Raw genomic sequence first — 22,076 nt, forward strand, 5'->3', positions numbered from 1 at the left:
CACTTGTTTCACTTTAAGTTGTCCACCATACCAGATTATAAGCAAAGGTTGCCGTCGGCATTCGCACCCAAGCCCACACTGAAGTTGTTCTGTCCGCGGGTACTCACGTTAAACGACGCATGGGCCCCTACGCAAATGCGGACACCACAGGGAATCGGGCCTGCCCATCCGAATTTATTGCAATCGGCCCGGCAGCCGATATGTGCCGCGAACTCACCCGCGGCTTTTCCGCTCAGGAACCAACCCCTGGGCTGGTTATAGCCCCCTTCAAACGCAAAACAGGCATTGAACTCGGCTCCGATGCAGAGTTTGGAGAGGACACAGCCCTCCACCCCGGCACTTAACGAACCGGCAAGCCTGAACCGGTAATCGTTCGCCCCGAAATTTAGCAACAGCATCGCTTCGGCTGAAGCATTGAACCAGGCTTTTGCCTGAACAACGACCAGATTAATTGATTTGGCTTGATTTTTAGGAACACCCACGTTGTGCGCAAAGTGAATGTATATTCCCGAAAACGTCGTTGCTGTACCGCTGCCGTACGTTTCGTCGTCCAGCAACGCAAAGTAACTTGCTAAGTCGTCATTCCGTGTCTTGGGGTTCTTCACGTTAACAGCCAGTACGTACGTTCCCGAAGCGTTTGCAAATCCAGCCATCTTTACGGAAATCGAGGTCCCCAGAAATACGTACGACTCCTGCGGCGCCCATTTGATGCGCAGCAGCCCCTGTAGCATCGCCGATGCCACACCTTCCAGCGGTTCGATCTGCGATTTGATAGCTACGGAAAAGAATTTTTCGCGGAAATCAAGAGTAATCGCCGCTTCGGCGACATCCAGTTTCTCGGCAACCACCAAATCGGCGGTTCCCATCACCACCGGGCCGTCGGTGACCGTAAGCTTGACGGGTTCCAGGCTCACTGCGGCACTCATCCCCGTGATGGATGCGTTGCCCTGAATGGTACCGCTGAATTTACTATTAGCCGAATTGTAGGTGAACCCGCCGCCTAATTCATTGATCTCGACGACCCCCAACACAATTTTCGCACTGGTGGTAAAGTTGGCGCCAATATCAAATCCGCCGGCCAGCTTCCGGTAGTGGAAATCGACCGTGGCTCCGATTTCCGTGCCGGGAATCGCCAATTCACCACCGCCCTCAATGCCCTCATCGGAAATGCCCACTTTCAAGCCGATGGTAACGATGGGTGCGTTGACCCGCCCGATGATGGTACCGGTTGAAAAGGTGGAACCTCCACCGCTGCCGGGGCGGAAGGTGATGGTCGACGCTTCGAGCTCCACCATCTGCACGCTAAGCTTCAGCCCGCCTTTCACCGCCACATACGGCGAATTGCCCGCCCCGTAACCCACCGATACCGATTCGATGTTCATTTTTGCAAAAGGCAGCGACGCTTCAAAATCCGTAGCGGCCATCAAATCAAATTCCCCGTCAGACCGGATCGCGAAAGATTGTATGTCGATGGCGTTCTGAAACAATTTGTCGAATTCAATCTTCGCACTTCCGGAGACACTGTACACCGATGTGTTGCCTACACGTCCAAAACTCAGTGGCGCATCACCGGGTGTGATGGTGGCTACCTGAAACACATCGATGCCTTGCGAAGGAAATGTAAACTCACCGCCGAACAGGGCGTCGTTGGCCAGCCTGAGGTTTGAAAATTCGATTTCAGACGCTTCCATCGACGGAAGTTCCGTTACCAGCTTCCCACCCAATTTAAAGCCGTTTTCGTTGAACAGCACCGACGAAAGTTGCGCACTGAAATAGCCTATTTTCAGTTGGGGGATATCGTCAGACGCCAATAGCACCTCGGTTACGTCAAACTGTTTGTTGATGCGGAGCGACTCCACCCCGATGGCCATGGCATCGACAGGGCCCCGCTCTGGCGTATACAATGTGCCCGATAGCTCCAAGCCCTGCGAGGTGACCCGGCTGGCTGTCAGGTCTATGTTCACATCAAAGCCGAACAATTTAACGGAAACACTGTCTCCCTGTGCCTTGAGTAGCCGGAAGGCGACTTCCGTAGCAAGCGAGGCATGGTCCGGACGGAATATTTCCAACCCGTAATCAGCAACCTCGATACTGTCCTGGAAACGGATGAATAATTCATCGGCATCGGGGAAACGGATACCACCGGCACCAAAAATGGTCCGGTAATCGAAACTGAGTTCACCCCGGATGGTTCCGAATCCGAGCTGTTGCTGCCTTACTTTGATGGGCTTGTTTTTACCATCGATATCACTCATCACCACGGGTAAATAGCCGAATAGCTTGAAACGGAGATACGTTTCGTCGGTGGTTACCTCGTTGTTTTCCGGTATGGCATTCCCTTCGGTATCAAAGGTCACCTTTACATCCGAGAAAGCGAGTTCGTGCGTTTTATCGTCGGCAAATAATTCTGCTGCCGGCTGGAGATTGACGAATCTACCGCTCCACATCTCGCCATCGCCGCTGGGAACGGCTTCATCCAGTTCGATTTCAAAGCCGAGTAGTGTACTGATGTTTTTCCCGTCACCGGATTTCAGGTCAAAATCCAACTGGATTTCCGTCTGTTGATCGAGTTCTTTGGTTTCGTTGTCGCCTATATATCCGGTTTTCGCCGCGCGGACGGTGTGTTCACCGGCAGGAAGCATGATTTCGTAGCTGCCGCTTTCATCGGTCTGGGACCGGAAAAGGGTGGTTCCTTCAACCGAAATGGTGGCATCGGCAACGGGTGTGCTGGCTGAAGTGACCGTGCCATGTACCCGTACCCCCTCCTCAAGCTGGATGGATACGGTGGTAAGCGTGCCGCTCTCGGGTATATTGACCGATCGCTGTATGGCGTAATACGGTGTACCGGATGCGGGTGTGAACGTAACGGTTGTGTTCCCTCCGAAGCCTTCATAGTCCCACCGGCCGTCGCTATTGGTTATGTGGGTGGTATCAAACAACTGCACAGCCACACCGGCCAGGGGGGTGTTGGTTTCTCCGTCGACAACTTCAAACCGCACTTTGCCCACCCGCCTTTCCAACGGCCCCAGATCGCCGAGGTCTTGTATGTCTTCACCGACCGCAGCCTCGGAATTATAGTTTATACCACTCTCGAATACGCCCTGAAAAGCTGCGGAAGCATTAGCGGTTTGGCTAGTTGAGCTTGCCCAGCCGAACAGCTCGGGCGTGACGGTATAACCTGCTTGCACCGCATGGGTTACCGTGGTGGTGCTTGCCAGGCTTTCCTGGATCAGTACCGGATTACCGGACACTTCCGATGCTGGATTGGCATGGCGCTGCTCTTCGACTTTCACCGGCACTTCCCTGGTGAGGTATCCGTTTTTCTCAATCACCAGCGTATGCGTACCCGGATAATGGCTCGTCTGGAACAGGCCCGAGGCTCCGGTCTCAAAATAAGTGCCGCTACCTTCGAAATGCAATCGGGCGGTGGACACCGGACGCCCATCGGCATCCACCACCCGCCCGACCAGTTGCACGGCATCTGCCTGGATATGGAAGGAGTGGCGTACGACTTCGCCTTTGGATACCGTAAACGAAATATTCCGGTCTTCGGGAATAGTCGGCAAATCCCGGTAAGCCGCCGGAACATGCAACAATTTCAATGAATAGGAGGCTCCTTCCCGCAATATCGGTAAATCGCCCACCAAGAAATTACCGGTACTGTCTGTCGTAACGGTATAGGGGCCATCATAACTCGGTGGTGCCGCTTCTTCGGTTGGGCCGCCGGCAATGGGCAGGAGTTCGGGCACGACCGCACCGGCGTTCGTTCCGTTGCCCGAAACCATGACCACGGGCGGCGTGGAACCACTAGTGGCAGCCATTTCCAAACCGGGTGTATCGTAATAAAGTGTGGGGTTGGTATAGATGCTAACGGTCGCCTCTGCGGCATGGGCGACGACATCTTCCCGGGCGAAATCAACCTGCACCACGGCACCCTTAACAGGCAATGCCTGATCGCCCGCCTGCAGGAGCACTTCTCCGCCCACCTGGGGCGAGACCAGTTCCAATGCATAGGAGAGTGAGGCTTCCAGCACCTGCGAAGGAGCCAGATACGGGTCAGTAATGCGTACAGTAGCGGTATGGTCTGCAAATCCATCGGCGTTTGGCTGGATTTGAACCAGTAACTCATCCTGGAAAAAAAGCTTGCTGATGCCAACAGTCATCGGGCCAGAGCCTGTCTGCCCCGCAGGTATATCTTTAGTGGCCACGGTGGTATATCGTCTTCCGTGAACAGACACTTCTTCCGCGGATGTGTTCTGGTGGTCCCCCTCATAGCGTAAGTAGGGGTATTGGTCTATCGTACTGGCTTTTCGCAGCCAGCGGATACGGGCACCGCCCGCCCTGACAGCCGCCGTATTGCCGTCGGCTCCGGTGATCCGGAGTACCATCCGGTACGTGCGCGCGGTCAGTGTGTGTTGGCCGATAGCAATCGGTTTGGTGCCAAACAGGTCGGCGATACTGATTTCCTGTTCATACCGCTCCAATCCCGGTGCGCTTACCGAAAGGACCATTCGATCATAATCAGCGAGTGCGGCGTAATCCGGGTGCAGAAATGCGATGTTGAATTTCCCTTCGTCGTCCGTTGTCCCACTGGCAATGGTTGCGCTGCCCGTGTTGGACACCGACAGGTTGCCGGCTTTATTCACGCCCCGGATGAGTACCGTGGCGTTTACCAGGGGATAACGGTTGTTTGCCGGGGTGGCATTTGTAGTGTGGTACACGTAATCCAATGACGATGCCGTGTTGGCACTGATCAATTCTGAAGGCGACTTCGACCCCTCAGCCGCCTCAGCCGTGCCCAAGTTAGCGACGTACCCCAAAAGGGCTTGCGGTTGTAAAGTAGGGTCTTGTTGGGCCAAAGCCGTGCTGTTGGCGACCTGTAACGGACTAAAGCCCAGAAAATCGTTTACCAATGTCGTTTGTTGCGTTGCCAAGGCCGGGGGCGTACCCATACCAGGTGTTGCCCCAACCGGCGCCGTATATTGCTCTTCGCCTGCTTTAAATGCCCATAAAAATTGCCCCGAAATCGTATTGGTTGCATTTTCTTTGGCAAAATCAGCGCGTCCCAAACCGGATGCTGTCGTTTGCTCTGCCGTTTCATTGTCGACCGCCGGTTGCATGTAGGTAAACCGGATAACCTCGCTCTTCCCCTCATTCCGGAAAAAAACAGCCTGCTGGGGATCGATGGCCTGTACCATCATGGCGTATTGCCTGCCCGGTGTCAGCTGTGGATGGGCGGGGCCGTAGACCAATGAATTGGTGGATACGGTTTCTTCGAAAAAAGCCGGATACGGGGCCGCATCCATCGCATCGTTTGGATTTCGTCCATCCAATACCTCCACAATCTTCACCTTGTACTGCGTTATCGGCGACGAGCCGGGCGGTGTGCTCCACGACAGGGGAAACACCTGTTGTTCCCCGCCGCCGGCGTTGACCACTTGGTCGTTCATCGGCATCAGTATCCTGGGCGGTTCGGCATTCGTGATGACAATCGACGTACACCCAATGGGCTGCTCGGGGCTGAGCGGTTCATGCGTGTTGTAATCCAATGCACGTACACAGAGCTGATACCTGCCCTCCCGCAAACCAATGCCGCGGGTCAATTCCGCGTAAGTAATGCCTGAATATTCGACATGGTCGCTACTGAACAGATTGGCGATTTCAAAGCCGCTTAAGGTCACCACAGCCCCCGGACTGACCACAATGGGTTGTGGGCTCCGGTAACCCGGCTGGATATGCGCACGGATCCCGTTATCTCCTTCTAGCGTAGCGGTGAGCTGCACCTCGTGGGTTTGCATCGATGTGTTGGTGATCATGACGTGCATCAGGTCCGGACGCGAAGCATACTCACTGATTCGGGATTGGTAAGGAGGGGAAACCTGGACGTTGACATTGATTTGTGCATAAGCGATACTACACAGACACGCCAAAAACGGCACAACCAGCAATAACCTAAATTTGCGTTGTAAATGGTTCTTCATAATCCGAATGTTAGTTGGTAGGCTAATTCACCGCGGGTTTCTGTAAATCGATGGCTGGCACCTGTAATGGCGCTACCGGGATTGTTCTTAACGGCAAAAAAGGATAGCCCGATGGACTGGAGCCTGTCAATCCGGATGTTGACATTGGCCGAACCATTGAAGATCAATGACGTGTTTCCCGCCGTATTCCCTTGCATGATGCTCGCGTTTACGCCGGCCCGCATCCGCTGCTTGGCAAAACTGTAATTTCCACCAAGCGTACCGCCCTTATAGGTGGTGTTTTGGCCGGCGGCGACCATATCGGTATAACTTAAGCTGGTAAATACGGTTAGCATCCGCCTGGGCACCGACACCGTATAATTCAGCATGTATTGCTTGGTCGACACATTCCTGCTGGGGGCATCCGCACCGAAATAGGTGTTGAAATCGCTCATGCCATTGAAGTTGAAGGAAGCGAACACGACATGGCTTAACCGCTCGCCCAATAGTTGGTAACGGGGCATGATGCTCAGGGTCTGGGTGGTTTGTACAATCTTCAGCGAATCGGCCACGACCAGCGTATTTGGCCGCTGGTTATTGGAGTAATTGCTGTAGTTGACATCCAGCCCCAGCCGTTTCGTGATGGTCGCATTGACGCTGGCCGAGCCGATTACCCGCTTACTGGTGGATTGCTTTTGCCGGTTTACGTTGTCGCGCTCGATACCCAGGCTCCCGTTGAAGTGCAGCCGCCCGTCCGGCAGTGAAAACCGGGGGGCAATGGTGTAATTCTCCACATCATTGGCGAAGAAATAAGCACCCATGCTTTTGAATTCGGGATCGACACGGTGATACCCCAACTGGATACCATAGTTATTGGCTATGTACCCCACCCCAACCTTAAGTGCCGTGTACCACTCCGTAGAACCGTTTACGGGATGTATACCTTTAAGTGTGGTCAACAAGGGATCGTCCACATCGTCCAACGTCAATTCCGATTGGATATCCCGGGTATACAGGCTGATAGCCCCGTCGCTTTCCAGCGTAAGCTTGTTAAAGAATGTCAACTTGGTACCGTAGGCCACCACAGTGTTGGCCGCGGGGGTTGCGCGCCGTTGTGGGGCGACATCCATCGGTGGCTGTAACGCACTGGTGCTATCGTCTTTCGCCTTCAGTACATGCAGGTCGAAGAAATTCGAATGCGTACCGTAGCCGAGCTTCGCGGCAAACCCCGTCCGGTCAAACGAAAAAGGAGTGAGCGTCTGCGTCAACGTATCCACTACCGTAGCCCGGTTCAACCGTCCATACATCGCCCCCACCCGCAACTTGCCCGGTGTCAGTTCAACGCCGCCGCCAAGCATCGTGTGTCCGGCGAGCGTATAGGGCGAAAACGTGACGTTCCGGTGCCCACCGTGCACCGTAATCCACTTGTAATGCGGGCTTAGGCCAAACCGGTTGAATGGTTGCCGGAACGATTGTTCCTGTTTGCTGATCGTGAACTGAAACGGGATTTGAACCCCATACACGGTCAACGTAGGGCTCCCGTTCAGGAAATACGTGAACGGATCCCTGCGGTTGGCGATACCCGTGGCATTGTACTGGATACCCCGAAGTTCCATTCCGCCGACTAACCCCACAGGTTTCTGCTGGTTAATGGTTGCTAAATTTTGTGCTACCGCACCGAACGTGCCAATAGCCCAAATTAAACCAATGGAACCGATTTTGATGACCGTCACGTGCTAAAAAGTTTAAAATCGTCGTTATGCGAAATCCTTTAAAAGGCCGCCTTGCGTACGCAAGGCGGCTTATCCGACCAGGCACCATGAAATTTCAAATTGACGAAACGTGTATCATCCCAGCCGGAAGTTTTCGGTATTAGAAATAGCCCCCGCACGTTTTGCTAATCCATGATTTTATAGCCAAACTTCCCTTTCACAGTATGAACTATTCCCGATTCTTGGTCTGCGGTCTGTGCAAGCGTTTGTACCGTTCCCTCGAACGTCCCATATATGCGTTCAATTTGGCGAAGTACCGCCGTTCCTCCTTCCACCACTTTATAGTCGGTTACCTTAACGGTCATATCCTGTTGGATAAACGCGACGCCGTTAGCTTCAACCTCAAAGACCGATACTTCGCCATCGTCGAATGCCACCTTATACGTACCGGTGCCGGGCGGTATGGTGATTCCGCCCCATAGCTTCCGTACCTCACCCAAAGAGTAGCCAAAGACGTTAACAGCACGCCCAATGCCGTCGCCTTGCTCTTCCATGGCCAATGTGTTACTGCCATCCCACTTGAAATCACCTTTTACCACCGGTCCATCAATGGTCGCCTCAAAGTACGTTCCCTTACCGTTCGTTTCTTCTTCGCCTTCCGGCGTGTTGTTGTCTTTGTTGCAGCCGAGCATCAGCAGGCAGCATACCGTCAAAAAATAACTTACGCTCTTCATAATTTCTCCTTTTATCTGTTCGACATATATCCGCTACCCTTACGGCTAAAGCGCGATGTTATACGCTGCGCGGATGCCGATCAGCGATAGCGAACCTCCGGAAGCCGATACACCTTGATACCGCAGACCGAGGTCGATCTTTCCTAATAAATAGCCTACGCCTACCGCATACCCGAAGTTCGTTGTGGATGCATTGAATGCGCCTCCAACAATACTTCCCGCCAATCCGCCAACGCTTACTTTACTACGCACGATGGTCAGTCCTAACTGCCCTTCGCCGTAAAACTGCTCGTTGAACTTGTAGCGGTAGCCCGGCATCAACGGAATCAACGAAGTGGAAGCCTTTACGCCGTCTTCGCCGTCAATCCCTTTGGCGCCGAAACGGATAAAACCCAATGTAAAGGTCACGTCGCTCTCGTCATTGATGCCATACAGCCCCTTGGCCGTCACGCCGAAGCCAAGATTTGCGGCTTCGCCGAAATCACCGATGGGGAGGCCTATTTCCAATCCCGGACTAACGGTAATCTGTCCTTTCTGGGCATGTGCGCTGAATACAACTGCCGCACAAACCACAACTACTGCCAAAACTTTTTTCATGGTTTTTTTACTTTAAGTGATAAATTGAATTTGATAACGACGCAAAAGTAGCCGGTGGCTCCCTACGCCTATTGCTCGCATGTTGCAAATGATGAAACAAATGTTCCAACTAGAAATTCCGTGCGTAAAATATTCTTTTACAGCTTGTTTAGTTGAGTTCAAACTCACCCGTTATTTGATGTGTCCCCAGATTTTGCCCGGTCTGATCTTCTAAATCAAATGCTCCCGAAAAGGTTCCTTTACATTTTTTCATATGCAGCTTATCATACTCAAGGGTGGAAACCTTCACGTCGACAGCCTTCCCGACATAGCTTTCTTCCCTGTTGAACATCAAATCTATTTCATAGTATTCGTCCGTGCCGCTGTCGTGAAAAGGAAGCGTATAATTGCCGGTTTTCGAAGGAAAGGTGAGAGAAAACCGTGATTCGGTCAGTGATTTATATACCGAAAACAAGGCGGCTACCGGTTGCGTGAGGGACTCATCGGCATAGCCTATTAAACCATGTTTCTTGAAACCATTGCCGTCGGTCGCCCTGTACTCAAAATCACCGTTCGTCTCGGGGCCCGAGATTTTGAATTTCACATACGCAGTCACCGCACCTTGTGGGTCTTCGTCGGTTTTTTTGTCGTCGTCCTTGCTACAGCCTGTCATCAAGGCCAACGGCAGCAAAAACAAAAGAAAGAGATGTGTTTTCATGGTTGTAAATTTGTTCTTGAATAATTATCGATAAGCCAAAGGTGGCCACTTCTAGTTCGGTTCTTTTTCTTGCATGTTGCAAATCATAAAACGAATGTGCTGCTATTGCGTCTGTTGTAATTTCCGATTCAGCCTGTTTTGAGCTACCACTACTGCAACCAACGGCAAGCAGGATTAAAATAATTTATCCAGTTTTAGTTTTTCTGTCACTTTCCAGGTCGCTTTGGTGTCCATATCGTAGCCGTTGACACTGACCGCGAAACGGCCTTTGTACAGAAAACTCAATTTTGTTATGTTCGTATTCTTTTCATAAATTTCGGTACCCTGCATGTTTTCGTCGTCCAGTATCTTCAGCGACCGGCTATCGGTATCTTCCGGTGTAATGTGGTCCAGGGTTGAGAACATGGCGAGGACTGTGTTAGAACCTTTCCCTGCTCCATCGGCGATATACACTTCGGTTTTTTTTGTTCCTTCTCCTTTGTAGGTGGCCGTTGCCCCTACAACATTCCGGAAAGCCAGTGCACTTTCTGTGTACGTATCCAGTCTCATCCCGGATAGGTCCTGTGGAAACCATTTCTCCAGGTCTTCTTTGCTGATAGGCTCCGTGTTCCTAAGGTTTAGGGATCGTTTGACCATCCCTTGAACACTTTTGGTTGCCAAGTTCATTTCTTTGTCCTTGCTTGTCTTTTTGTCCTTGCTATCGCAGGCCACCGTTCCTCCCAGGAACAGCAACAGGCTGATGGTATAAATGATGGGTTTCAATGTTTTCATATACTCTCTATTCTTTTGTTAATGCGAGCGCTATTTGCCTGATATTTTATAGTGCGTTAAATTCAAATTCACCTTTTACGGTGTGTGCTTCCTCTTTTTTGATGCCGTCTTCGGTAAATATGTAAACTGCCACACCTTCAAAATTGCCTTTCAGGCGTTTCACGACGACACTTTCGCGATCCACATTCAGACTGGTCATGTTCAGCGATACCGTTTTTGCTTCCAGTTCTCCTTCTTCAAACATGAGCCCCAGATCAAAGTCAAAGGGGTTGTCCTGAATGATTTCGGTCAATTTTTCACTTGCCGGTGCGACTAAAGAAAAGCCTATGCGTTGGCTAAAATCTAATATACCCAGTGCTACTAGATCTCCGCTGCCCTCTGGAAAATGGACAGCCGAAATGGTTACATCGCCAGCGTACTCTTTCTTTTCCATCTGGTAATTGCCGTTAAAGCGAGTACCATGTACAGCAAATTTCACGTAGTTTCTGGGTAGCGTGGGGGTGTCCTCTTCTTTTTTTCCGCAGGAACCGAATACCATGAGCAATGCAAAAATAAGTAGGGGAACTGTGGCGGTTTTTTTCACGAGACTAATTTTTATAGCTATCGCCCTATTTTTAATTATTATTTTATGAGTTTGTCCATTGGCAAAGCTTCTATGACTTGCTCCGCTTCGTCCTTACTAAGTCGGGAAGCATCGACACTGATGAGCAGACGGCCTTGATGCACAAATGAATGATGGTAGGAGTAGTCGTTATAAGATTGTATGGCTCGAATACCACCTATCGTGACGATTTCTTCCCCCTTGTTTAGTGGAAGTTTTCCATTTATCGCTTTTTCCACTTGTCCAAACATTCCACCGGCAATCGGTGCGGCAGTAGGTCCTGCTCCATCGGTCACCGTTAGGATGATCTCCTTATCTCCATTATTTATATAGCGACCTGCAATGCCGTTAACACCCGAGCGACTCATAGACCCGGGATGAACACTGTGTAGCGGTAACCCGCCAAGCTCAGCAGGCAACCAAGCTTCGAGTTCTTCCATGGTGAGTGGTGTTAATTCACTCAAATCGGGATGTGTGAATTCTTTGAAAAGTTTTTCGGGCATATCGGTATCCGTATCTTCGCCCTGACTGTGGGATGTACTGTTGTTGCAACCGAGCATCAGCAGGCAGCATACCGTCAGGGCCAAAGGCAGCAAAAACAAAAGAAAGAGATGTGTTTTCATGATTGTAAGTTTGTCGTTTTATTGAATGAACCCTAAAAAGCGCAGATTACTCTCCGCAGTTTCTTTCGGCCCAACCTTCAATTTGCGAATACTCTTCAATTAGCTTTCTCTTTTCTGCATCGGGCAAGTTGGGATTGTCTAATTGCAACTGGATTTGGGTCATCCTCGACAGCGCCGTAAGACAGTCCATTGGCACCGCCTCTTCAAGTTCCTCTATAACCTGATCTATCGAGCATGACATCATCATACTGCCCATTACCAGGTATATGGCTACACATATTTTCCGTTTCATATCGTTATGCTGTTTTATAAAGTTTATCGCACATGGGACCGTTCTCCTCTCCATGTCTCATCTTTCGTCCAGATGCTGTATTCAATTTTAGCGGAATACTACTTGGTCACTCACTAAGCCAACAACCAATACAGTTCTTGGACCACCCGTCTGATAACTGATTTATCTGCCGTTTTGCATCGCAAGCGAACCACATACCGGTTGCCTGTACAAAAGGTCACTTTGCAAAACGGCGATTCGGGCCGGCCGATGCACCGAGGCCCGGCTTCCGCATTGGGACCGGTAACCGCACCGGAAAAATCCATGATGACAATGCGTAAAGCAAGCGTACCCCCTGCCGCATAATCGGCGAGGGCGGCCCGGAACCCGGGTACCTCACATTGCCGTGTTTTCATCAGGCCGGCAAGGACAAGCGGTAATTCCACCAACCGGCCACCAACCTCCGTATGTGCTATCCATTCCATTTCGAAACCGTGCCGCCTATTGCCCCATCGACTGATAATCCGCTTTTTTGATGGTGAGCGCCACTGCCTTCAGTTCGGTACATTCCATGCGGAACTGGTCTTTCTTCTTCTTTTTGGGTATGTACTCCATTTCCATGAACAGCGCTTCTGAACCAAATGGTATCGCGCCGTCGGGCATATGTTTAGCATCCAATAGGCCAGCAATCGACCCTACGGGAGCTTCATCGGTAACCCATATTTTAGCAATACCATCCGCCGTCTCTACCTGATAGCCCTTGCAGGTATAGCCGAGTATTTCTTTACTTCCGATGGCTTCCAACTGCATCTCGTCGGCCGACTCTTCATCCGCGGCTTGCTGTATATACTTTTCAATCAGTTGCTGGTTCCCTTTCATGCGCATGGCCATCTTTTGCTTCCCATTGTCCATGAACACCACCATACCCTGATTTTCCATATCCATCACGGTGATTTGGTTTCCATTGTCGTTCAGCAACTGGCTGCCGAAATAAGGGGCCTCCGGCTCCAGCCAGTACAGCATGTCCATTTCGTCCTTGTGGGAAATAATCTTCATTGTCGCCCGATACGAAAAGGTGTATGCATCTGGAACATCGTCGAGGTTACCGCCCAAAAACGAAGGCAATATTGACTGTTTTTTTGCAGGCTCTTCTTCGGCTTGACTTTCAGCCTTCTTTTTCTTTTTGTCGCCTTTCAACACACCGTCGATGGCCTTGTCCGTGCCTTTGGAAACCTCCTTATCGGTACGATTCAAGATCGTCCGTTCTGCGGCCTTTTCAGCACGCTCGCCTAATTTTTTCAACAACTGCGCGTCTGCCGATATAGACAGAAACACCAGAAGCCCGATGATACCAGTTATCTTTCTCATAACGTCCTTTCGCTTAAATAACCCTCAATGCGTGTTAAACAGCAATACATACATAGTCGGATCGTACCAAGTATCGCGCTGATTTAATACACGTTTTTACTTGGTGTAAAGGTAGTCTCAACCAGCCTGGAGGGTATGCTTCTTATGTTGCAATAGCTAGCACAAATGTTCCCACCGGTATCTTCCCTGGCGGTTTTTTTATAAACATGCGGTATATCAACAGTGTATACCATCAGTTAATGTCAAATGAACCACTGATCTCGTGCACGTCTGCCTCGACCAAGTTATTTCGGTAAAAAAATCCGGTAAACGTGCCTGCTGCGCACTACCGCTAATGTCAAGCGCAGTGATGTTTAATTGTTTTCATAACCTTGCTATAATTTACATTCCAAATGCTGCTCATACAATCTATCTCTTTATACAGGCACTACTTTACTATCGGCCGGCACCATCCCCCATCAATAGCGCACATCCACACGTCCCGAAACCGACGATCGGCTTTCATCATTCGTCAATTCGTATACCTCGCCCTCAAAATCGAAATGAATGTTATCCTCGCTGAGTTTATATATCTTGATAACCCCTTTGTCGAAAACGAGCCTTCGATGTATATTTTTTTCAACGTCCCTTTCAAAATCAAAAAAATTGAGGTCGATTTTTACTTGATCCTGGTGATCTTCAGGCAATGTGTACGTGATGGGGATTTTTTCCAGTACGCCACGCTCGTAGAAGTTCAGGTTGACTTCGAACTGGTCTCCGTCGCCTTTTTTCCGGAATAGCGTTTTTATCGGGTATCCCTCGAAATCAATGCCATCCGCTTCTCGCTCAGCCGCACTGATGGTCCGTGTTTTGCCGTCGACGATAAGTACGATAGCTGCATTGGGGTCGACCTCATTACCATTATCGCCTCGGTCTTTATTGCATGAAACGAGCGTGGAAAGAAACACGGTTACAAAAAAGATAGTTGTTTTGTTCATGATTGTAAGTTTGTAGTTTTATTGAATGAACCCTAAAAACCGCAGTTTACTCTCCACAGTTGCTTTCGGCCCAACCTTCAATTTTTGAAAACTCTTCAATTAGCTTTCTCTTTTCTGCATTGGGCAAGTTGGGACTGTCTAATTGCAACTGGATTTGGGTCATCCTCGACAGCGCCCTAAGACAGTCCGCTGAAGACTTTTTTGAGTTGCATAGCAGGGCTACGGAAGGAAAAAAGGCGAAAAATCGACAAAAAAAAGCAATTTTTTAGCAAATGGAAAAAGTTTAAATCACTTCTTAGATAAATTAATAGGTTACATTCACACTTCCCGAAACTTTAGAGCGGCCTTCTAAATTATTCAATTCATTAACTTCGCCGTCAAAATCGAAACGGATTTTGTTTTCGTTCAGTTCATAAACAGTTATGGTTCCCTTGTCGAAGACGAGCCTCTTTCTCATGTCTTTTTCCACTTTTCTTTCGTAATCAAAAAAATTAAGGCTTGTCTTCCATATTAAATAAGGGTCTTCGGTAAGATCATAGGTTTTGGGTAAATCTCCCAAGTTTTCCTTATCGTCGAAAGCAAAGGCGACATCAAATTCGGGCTTTTCGTTCTTGGCAAGTTTTTTTCTAAACGCATATATTATTGGCGAATCCTCAAAATAAGGAATGTCCTTTTCCAGGTCTTTGGCACTAATGGTTCTTGTTTTGCCATCAACGGTGAATACAATGGCTGCATTCAGGTCGATATTTTCATCAACATCCCCGTCTTTGCTGCACGAAATGAAAGCGATAACGATCGCTGCCACACCTAATTTAAATACATTCATTTTTATATGTTTATCGTTTTTTATATGTTAGTTGACGAATGCCGTAAAGGTAGTGTCGGGCCTACCGTTCCGTATACCGCATATGTTGCAAATCCTGACACACATGTTCCAACGATGTTTTTAGCCCCTTTAAAAGTCAATACGCTACATCAACGCGTATGTTCTCCATGCCGTGTTGCTTGGCCAGCGCCTCCAGTTCTGGATTTTCCGTGCCCGGATTGAAGATGATGCGCTTCGGGCCGGTTTCAAGCTTCACTCAAATCTACCGTCCGGCCATTGGCCAAAGTAAGCGTAGCATGGTTACCTCTTGGCAGCACTTCTGTTGCAACACATGTCTGTTCTTTGCTGTTTCGTACTTTCTCAAAAAAGAAATGCCCCACTGCCATCGTGACGAGTACAGCAGCCGCATGGAGAAACCACTTGACAATTCGGTGAACAGCCAATCTACGCGGATGGTGGTGGCGTTGTTTATGCCGATGGATGTAGTCTCATACGATTTCCCTTTCACGATCATCCAACGGAAACTCTTCTCCTGATCGCTTACTACACTTCTTTGGGCATATTCGCCTTTTTCTGTAGGTATTCATGGGGTGTACAACCCTTTTGCTCCTTAAAACACTTATTGAAGTAAGACACCGTACTGAAACCTACGTGATAGGCAATTTCGGCTACGGTATTTTTATGGCCGCCAGCGAGCATCTCACTGGCGAGGTTGATGCGCTGTGCGCGAATGAATGCCGTTGTCGACGTGCCGAACACGGCGTGCAGCTTCCTGTGCAATTGTGTACGGCTCATATTCATATGTGCTGCCAATCGTTCTGCGGTCAATTCCGGGTCTGCGATATGGTCGTCACAAACCGCCTTCAGCTGCTCCAAGAAATGATGTTCCGCCGGAGTGACGGCTAACGATGGGTTGATGGAAAACGACTCGCTATAATATTGTTTAAAGCGCTCCCGATCGTTCAGCAGGTTTCGGATTTTGAGCCGTAAAACACCAGGTTTAAACGGTTTGGTTAGGTACGTGTCTGCACCGGTTTCATAACCTTCCAACACGAACGATTCACCGACACGCGCTGTCAGCATCAGCACCGGGATGTGGGAAGTCATCACGTTCGTTTTCAATAATCGGCACAGCTCAATGCCATCCATTATAGGCATCAAGATATCCGTTATAACAACGTCTGGCAGGGTTTGAAGGGCTATTTCCAGCCCTTCTTTCCCATTGCACGCCGTGAGCACTTCATATTGCTGATGAAACAGTGATGCCGTAAATAAACGGATGTCATCATCGTCTTCGACAATCAGCACCGTTACGCGATTCGCTGCGTTATTTAGATATTCGCCAACCGTCACTGCATCTGTTTTTGGGTCGATATACACGCATTCATCTGTTTTGAACGCTTCCTGTTCAACGGGCAAGGCCACGGTAAAGCGGATGCGGTGGCCGCCCAGTTGCTGCACGTTTACATTCCCTTTGGCCAAATCGACCAGTTCCTTAACCAGCGCCAACCCCACCCCAACGCCAGCAGCGGCCTCGTTTTCCTGATAGAACCGTGTAAACAACTGATTCAAGTCGGTAACAAGCTGTTGCTTGGCCACATTGGTTACCGACAGCTTTGCATAACCACCTTCCTCCAGGGCTTCCACCACGATGGTGCTACCGCCAACGGCATACTTCGTGGCATTAGACAACAGGTTCGCACCCACTTTTTCCAATACGTCGGGATCAAACCACACGTCATCCAGCCCCGAAATGGTGGCGTCGATACGAATATCGCGGGTATTGGCTTGATATTGGAAAGCGCCAACAAGCTGTTTCCATATCACGGCCATATTTCCCCGGCTTACCTGCAACATGCGTTGGCCGGATTCAACAACGGACAGGTCGAGCATTTGATTGACCAATTCCAACAAACGGTCCGTATTCGTTTTCACCAATAGCAATTCTCGCTGGTCTTCCTTCGCTAACCCCGGTTTGGCCAATTGGTTGTCTATCGGCCCGGAAATCAGTGTCAGTGGCGTCCGTATTTCATGTGAAATATTGGTGTACAAATGGGTTTTTAAAGCGTCCAACTTTTGTATTTTTTCCTTTTCGAGCTCGATTTGGTTAAACTTATATCCCAGTCCCAGGGAAAAACAGATCATTTCCAAAAAAATACCCAATTGCGAGGCATTGACCGGATAGAATCCCCATAATGTATTGGAATAAATCCCTTCGTGGAATTCAACTGCTGCCGAGGCGTTCAACCCTACGGCCGTGAAGCTGATCAGGAACAGGTTGCTGGCCAACACGTAATAACGCAAGGCCGACTTGATGACCAAGAATGCCCGGATTACCGAATATACCGCGTACAGATGCACAACGGTAAATACGGGTCTGAGGTACACCCGTATTGTTTCCACATCGCCTGAAATCAACAGATAGCCTGCCACTAAGGCGGTGATGACGTACATTGTTTTCGAAAAAAGTGATACTTCGCGCGAAAATTGTTTACTGTATTTATTGATTTCAGCGAATGTGTTGATGAAATCGATGTAAATACCGGTAATAAAGAAAAGCAGCGGCGCCGTGAAGTAAAAAGCACCGTCTTCATCATCGACCACCCATCCTGTTTCGAAAACCTGGTCAATTCGTACAACGAAATACCCCGCGAATAGCATGAGGTAAATTCCATACAGCAAATAATCCTTTTTCTTTGCCTGCACGTACACTAACAGCATGTACACCCCCATGGCAAGGTATGTACCCTGAAAAATGAATGTGGTCAGGATGGCTGTAATTACCGAAGGATGATCCTGTATGAATTGGTCCATATGCGAGGCCCTAAAAATCTAATAACCGCCTTTGCGGCGAAAGTACTCCCTCTATCATCCGGAAGACGATTTATATGTTCCAACTTCTACCACAAATGTTGCGGCACGCGTTTTGCTTTAACCAGCAAGGCCGTTTACGAAGTCATTCGGCGCACACCCCATCTGCTCCTTAAAGCATTTATTGAAATACGACACCGTACCGAACCCCACCTCGTAAGCAATCTCTGCCACCGTAAGTTCCGATTTGGTCAGTAGCTCACAGGCCAGTTTGACGCGTTGCGTACGGATAAAGGCGGTGGTAGACAATCCGAATACTGCGTGCAGTTTCCGGTGCAGCTGGGTGCGGCTCATGTTCATGAGTTCCGCGAGGTTCTCCGCCGTCAGTTCCGCATCGGTGATGTGGGTTTCACACGCCGTTTTTAACCGGCCAAGGAATGTCGACTCGGCCGATGTCGCCGCGAGCTCCGGTTGGATGGTGAATGTCTGGGAAAAGCGCTGCTGCAACTGGTCGCGGTAGGCCAGCAGGTTACGGATACGCAGCTTCAATATTTCCGTGCGGAACGGCTTGGCAATGTACCCATCGGCTCCGGTTTCGAGGCCGTCGGCCTCATCCGCTTCAGATGACTTGGCCGTTAATAGGATCACAGGGATATGGCTGGTCTCCTCGGCCGCCTTCAGTTTGCCGCACAGCACCGTACCGGTCATTACCGGCATCATCACATCGCTGACCACCATGTCCGGTATCTCGCGGGTAGCAATCGCCAGCCCCGCTTTTCCGTCTTTTGCCTCCAGCACCGTATAGTCAACGCCCAGTATCGACCGGATGAAGACACGCATGTCCTCGTCGTCATCAACCACCAATATCCGCGGTTTACTTCGCCCCGCAACATCCGCGTGGTTTACCAACGGGCTGGTTCCTTCCGCATCGGTCAGTCCCGCGCCGGGTACATCTACTACGGATAGCAATTCTTCATCACGGAAGGCGATGCGCTCCACGGGCAATTCCACGGCAAACTGAACCTCGTCCGGCTGCGGCCGTACAACGTATACCCGTCCGTGTGCCAGCAGGGCCAGCTCCCGCACCAAGGCCAGCCCAACCCCCAGACCTCCGCTGTTCTCCCGGACCTGGTAATACCACTCGAAGAGTTTTTTCAGCTCCGCATCGGTCAGTGCATGGTTGGTGTTGCGGACAGCCATCTTCACGTACGCCCCGCTCCGGGTCGCCTCAAAGTGAACAATGCCCAATTCCGGCGTATATTTCACGGCATTTTCCAATAGGTTGGTGGCAATTTTCTCCACCACATCCCGGTCAAACCATACATTCGTGAGGTCGGCGATACGGCAGGAAAACGCCAACTCTTTTTTCTCCATTTTAAATGCATAGGCATCGGCCAACTGCTGCAGTAATATGGAAAGATTACCCTCGGCAACCGCCAGGCTCACGTGTCCCTTTTCCAGCTTCGATAAGTCCATCATTTGGCCAACCAAACGGAGTAACCGGTTAGCACTCCGTTTAATCAGGCCCAGTTCCAGCTGGTCCTGGTCGGTCGTCCCCCCCCTGCTAAGCTGACGCTCCACCGGTCCGCTGATCAAGGTCAATGGCGTACGGAATTCGTGCGCGATGTTGTTATACAGCTTCGTCCGCAGCTCGTTCAGGTGTTTGAGCCGCCGTTTCTCCTGCGACTCAAGCCGGAGTCGAAGCTGGATCTGCCAGCGCCATTTGAAGTAGCGGTAAATCGCTAAGATAACCGCCGCGGCAAACAGCAGGTATAGCAACCATGCCAGATCGGAGCGGTACCACGGTTTCCGGATGGTGAAGGTGTACGTTTGGGGGAAAGTATTCCATACGCCGTCATAGTTGCTCGATATCACTTGGAAGGTATACTGTCCGGGCGGCAGATTGGCATACTGCGCGGTATTGCCGTTGCCGGCCGCCGACCAATCGGCATCGTACCCCTCCAGCTTGTAACGGAACAGGTTGCGTTCGGGCTGCGAGAAATGCAGTGCCGAAAAAGTGAACAGGAAGGTGTTTTCATTCGCACTGAATGCCTGTCCATCGACCAATGGGACCGGCTTACCAAACAGTGTTAACTGTGAAATCACCGTACGGGGTTTTACCGGGTTAACGGACAGTGCGCGCGGGTCGAACCAATTGAGGCCCCGGATGCCACCGAAATATAGGGTGCCGTGGCGATCCTTGAAATACGCGCCGGTATTGAACTCCTGCGACTGCAGGCCGTCGTAATTGCTGAAGTTACTGATTTCGGATGTCGACACACGAAGCCGATTGATGCCACGGTTGGTACTGAGCCAAAGGTTACCATCATCGTCGGGCAATATGCCGTATACCACATCATTCGAAAGGCCATTCCCCGTATCGTAGGTTGTCAAATGCCCGCTGTCTACAGCGTAACACTTCAATCCACTGCCATTGGTACCGATCCAAAGTTTACGCGCGTCGGTTTGGTAATATAACGATTTGATTTTGTCGATACCGTCGACGATGACCCGTTCTACGCTCCCGGTTTCGACGACCAACCGAAAAAGCCCCAGCTCGTCTGTTCCGATCCACAGCACACCGGGCTCGCCCTCAACCATTGCCCGCACGTTCTGTAATGGCCAATGGTGGTCGTCGGATAGGTATTCAGCTTTCACTCCGTGGTGGGAATCGAACCAAACCACACCATGGTTTCGCGTTCCCAACCACACCCGGCCCTGCGAATCGCGCAGCATGCTCCATATGGTGTTCGCTTCCAGTCGTGGGTGGGTTTGTGGTCCAAAAGTGGTAATGTGTCCCTGTTGGTTTCGTATGCACAAGCCGTTTCCCTGCGTGCCAATCCAAAGCCTTTGGTCATCGGCGAGCAAACTCATGATCCGGTTGGACGGAAGGCCCGAGTTGGTTGTCGTATACGTATAGACCCGTTCTTCCTGTTGGTTGATGACCGTCAGTCCGTTGCCGGAAGTCCCCACCCAGATATTCCCGCCATCATCTGTTGAAATGGAACGGACCACGTCGACATACTTGTCCTCGGGCAAGTGGGCATCGAGCAAGCCGTTGAATTTAAACAAATGCTCATCATAATAGCTTACCCCACCTCCGTCGGTACCAAACCACATCGTCCCGGAGTGATCCCTGAACAAACAAAGGATGTCGTTGTAGCTGATCGATTGCGGGTTGTGCTTGCGGTAAGTGAACTGCTGGATGGTACGGTTGCCGAAGTCGACGAGGTACAGGCCTTTTCCATAGGTAGCCACCCATAGCCGGCCTTGCCCTTCATAACAAATGTCTTCCACCGTCAAATCGGTTGGCAACTTCTCTTCTTCTGTTTCGCCCAGTCCATCGAACGACTCCCACCGTTGCTGCTCGTTGTTGAATACGAATACTCCATTTCGATAACTGCCGGCAAACAACGCGTTGCCATCGGGCGATACGGTCAAGGAACTGAAGCTGACACCGTCGGGCGCATCCATGCGTTCATACCCATCGTCCGTCACCGACACAACACCCATCGCTGTGGCCACCAACAGCTGTTGTCCAAAAGACAGGAAGTCGTACACGGCATGCGTACGGTCGGCCGGGTCAAATACCTGTACGGTATCGGCGTCGGCATGGTCAATGCGGTATAGCCCGTTATCGTAGGTGCCAATGTAGAAATCGAAGCCCCGGGCTTGGTATACCGTACTGACGTTTTTGAACGCCGAAACAGGCTCAAAACGGTTGCTTTCCGCATCGAAACGCTTCAACCTTCCTTGCATTGCCACAATCCACAAACCACCTTCCCGGTCCACATACACTTTTCCCAGCCGACTGTAGCTCTGCCGGGTGACGTCTTCAAACAGTTCTTGATAATAGGTAAACGTACGGCCGTCGTACCGGTTGAGGCCATCTTGTGTAGCGAGCCACAGGTAACCGGTCGTATCCTGCGCCATACTGATAACGCTGCTTTGCGACAGCCCATGCGCTACCGTCAGGTTACTGAAAGAAACTTGCTGCGGTACCTGCTGTGCAGGCGTAGGGTGAGAAGCCGCTACCCCAATAACGACACTGGTTATGAAACGGAAGGTGTGATACACAACTCAAAGATGGGTCACGTCATGCTGGATGGCAACCCTTTTTGTACGAAT

Annotated in this window: 16 protein-coding genes; 1 reads left to right on the forward strand and 15 read right to left on the reverse strand. The window is 50.4% G+C overall.

Features of this window, described 5'->3' with window-relative positions; translation table 11 throughout:
* Positions 1–35: 35 nt before the first annotated feature.
* The 13 genes from ACEVG1_RS07970 to ACEVG1_RS08030 all read right to left on the reverse strand — a co-directional run bounded on the left by ACEVG1_RS07970 (position 36) and on the right by ACEVG1_RS08030 (position 15,137).
* Positions 36–5,981, reverse strand: a complete 5,946-nt coding sequence (locus ACEVG1_RS07970) for a carboxypeptidase regulatory-like domain-containing protein (RefSeq protein WP_374743105.1) — start codon at positions 5,979–5,981, stop codon at positions 36–38.
* On the reverse strand, positions 5,978–7,693 hold the full coding sequence (locus tag ACEVG1_RS07975; protein WP_374743106.1) for a hypothetical protein: 1,716 nt from the start codon (positions 7,691–7,693) through the stop codon (positions 5,978–5,980). Before ACEVG1_RS07975 ends, ACEVG1_RS07970 begins: the two co-directional genes overlap by 4 nt.
* A gap of 164 nt (positions 7,694–7,857) precedes the next feature.
* Positions 7,858–8,406 carry a hypothetical protein gene (locus ACEVG1_RS07980; RefSeq protein ID WP_374743107.1) on the reverse strand — a complete coding sequence of 183 codons (549 nt, stop codon included), beginning with the start codon at positions 8,404–8,406 and terminating at the stop codon, positions 7,858–7,860.
* A gap of 45 nt (positions 8,407–8,451) precedes the next feature.
* Positions 8,452–9,003, reverse strand: a complete 552-nt coding sequence (locus ACEVG1_RS07985; protein WP_374743108.1) for an outer membrane beta-barrel protein — start codon at positions 9,001–9,003, stop codon at positions 8,452–8,454.
* 148 nt (positions 9,004–9,151) lie between these two features.
* Positions 9,152–9,700 (reverse strand): hypothetical protein, encoded by a 549-nt coding sequence (locus ACEVG1_RS07990; protein WP_374743109.1) that lies wholly within the window; start codon positions 9,698–9,700, stop codon positions 9,152–9,154.
* A 174-nt stretch (positions 9,701–9,874) separates the two neighbouring features.
* Complete coding sequence (locus tag ACEVG1_RS07995; RefSeq protein WP_374743110.1) at positions 9,875–10,471, reverse strand: hypothetical protein; 597 nt, start codon at positions 10,469–10,471, stop codon at positions 9,875–9,877.
* Positions 10,472–10,517: 46 nt separating this feature from the next.
* Entirely contained in the window at positions 10,518–11,054 is a 537-nt protein-coding gene (locus ACEVG1_RS08000; RefSeq protein WP_374743112.1) for a hypothetical protein, read from the reverse strand.
* Between the two features lie 38 nt (positions 11,055–11,092).
* On the reverse strand, positions 11,093–11,695 hold the full coding sequence (locus tag ACEVG1_RS08005; protein ID WP_374743113.1) for a hypothetical protein: 603 nt from the start codon (positions 11,693–11,695) through the stop codon (positions 11,093–11,095).
* Between the two features lie 46 nt (positions 11,696–11,741).
* Positions 11,742–11,987, reverse strand: coding sequence for a hypothetical protein (locus ACEVG1_RS08010; protein ID WP_374743114.1), 246 nt, complete (start codon positions 11,985–11,987; stop codon positions 11,742–11,744).
* A 113-nt stretch (positions 11,988–12,100) separates the two neighbouring features.
* A complete protein-coding gene (locus ACEVG1_RS08015) occupies positions 12,101–12,451 on the reverse strand; it encodes a hypothetical protein (RefSeq protein ID WP_374743115.1) in 351 nt (116 codons plus the stop codon).
* A 16-nt stretch (positions 12,452–12,467) separates the two neighbouring features.
* Positions 12,468–13,334 carry a DUF4412 domain-containing protein gene (locus tag ACEVG1_RS08020; protein ID WP_374743116.1) on the reverse strand — a complete coding sequence of 289 codons (867 nt, stop codon included), beginning with the start codon at positions 13,332–13,334 and terminating at the stop codon, positions 12,468–12,470.
* Between the two features lie 458 nt (positions 13,335–13,792).
* Positions 13,793–14,311 (reverse strand): hypothetical protein, encoded by a 519-nt coding sequence (locus ACEVG1_RS08025; protein WP_374743117.1) that lies wholly within the window; start codon positions 14,309–14,311, stop codon positions 13,793–13,795.
* Positions 14,312–14,615: 304 nt separating this feature from the next.
* Positions 14,616–15,137 (reverse strand): hypothetical protein, encoded by a 522-nt coding sequence (locus ACEVG1_RS08030; protein WP_374743118.1) that lies wholly within the window; start codon positions 15,135–15,137, stop codon positions 14,616–14,618.
* A gap of 296 nt (positions 15,138–15,433) precedes the next feature.
* On the opposite strand from ACEVG1_RS08030, the gene ACEVG1_RS08035 reads away from it, so the two are divergent.
* Positions 15,434–15,673, forward strand: a complete 240-nt coding sequence (locus tag ACEVG1_RS08035) for a hypothetical protein (RefSeq protein ID WP_374743119.1) — start codon at positions 15,434–15,436, stop codon at positions 15,671–15,673.
* 7 nt (positions 15,674–15,680) lie between these two features.
* On the opposite strand, the gene ACEVG1_RS08040 is transcribed toward ACEVG1_RS08035, so the two are convergent.
* Positions 15,681–17,951 (reverse strand): response regulator, encoded by a 2,271-nt coding sequence (locus ACEVG1_RS08040; protein WP_374743120.1) that lies wholly within the window; start codon positions 17,949–17,951, stop codon positions 15,681–15,683.
* Between the two features lie 117 nt (positions 17,952–18,068).
* A complete protein-coding gene (locus ACEVG1_RS08045; protein WP_374743121.1) occupies positions 18,069–22,025 on the reverse strand; it encodes a two-component regulator propeller domain-containing protein in 3,957 nt (1,318 codons plus the stop codon).
* Between the last annotated feature and the right edge of the window lie 51 nt (positions 22,026–22,076).

The organism is Parapedobacter sp. 2B3 (genome assembly GCF_041925275.1).
GTDB classification, from domain to species: domain Bacteria; phylum Bacteroidota; class Bacteroidia; order Sphingobacteriales; family Sphingobacteriaceae; genus Parapedobacter; species Parapedobacter pyrenivorans_A.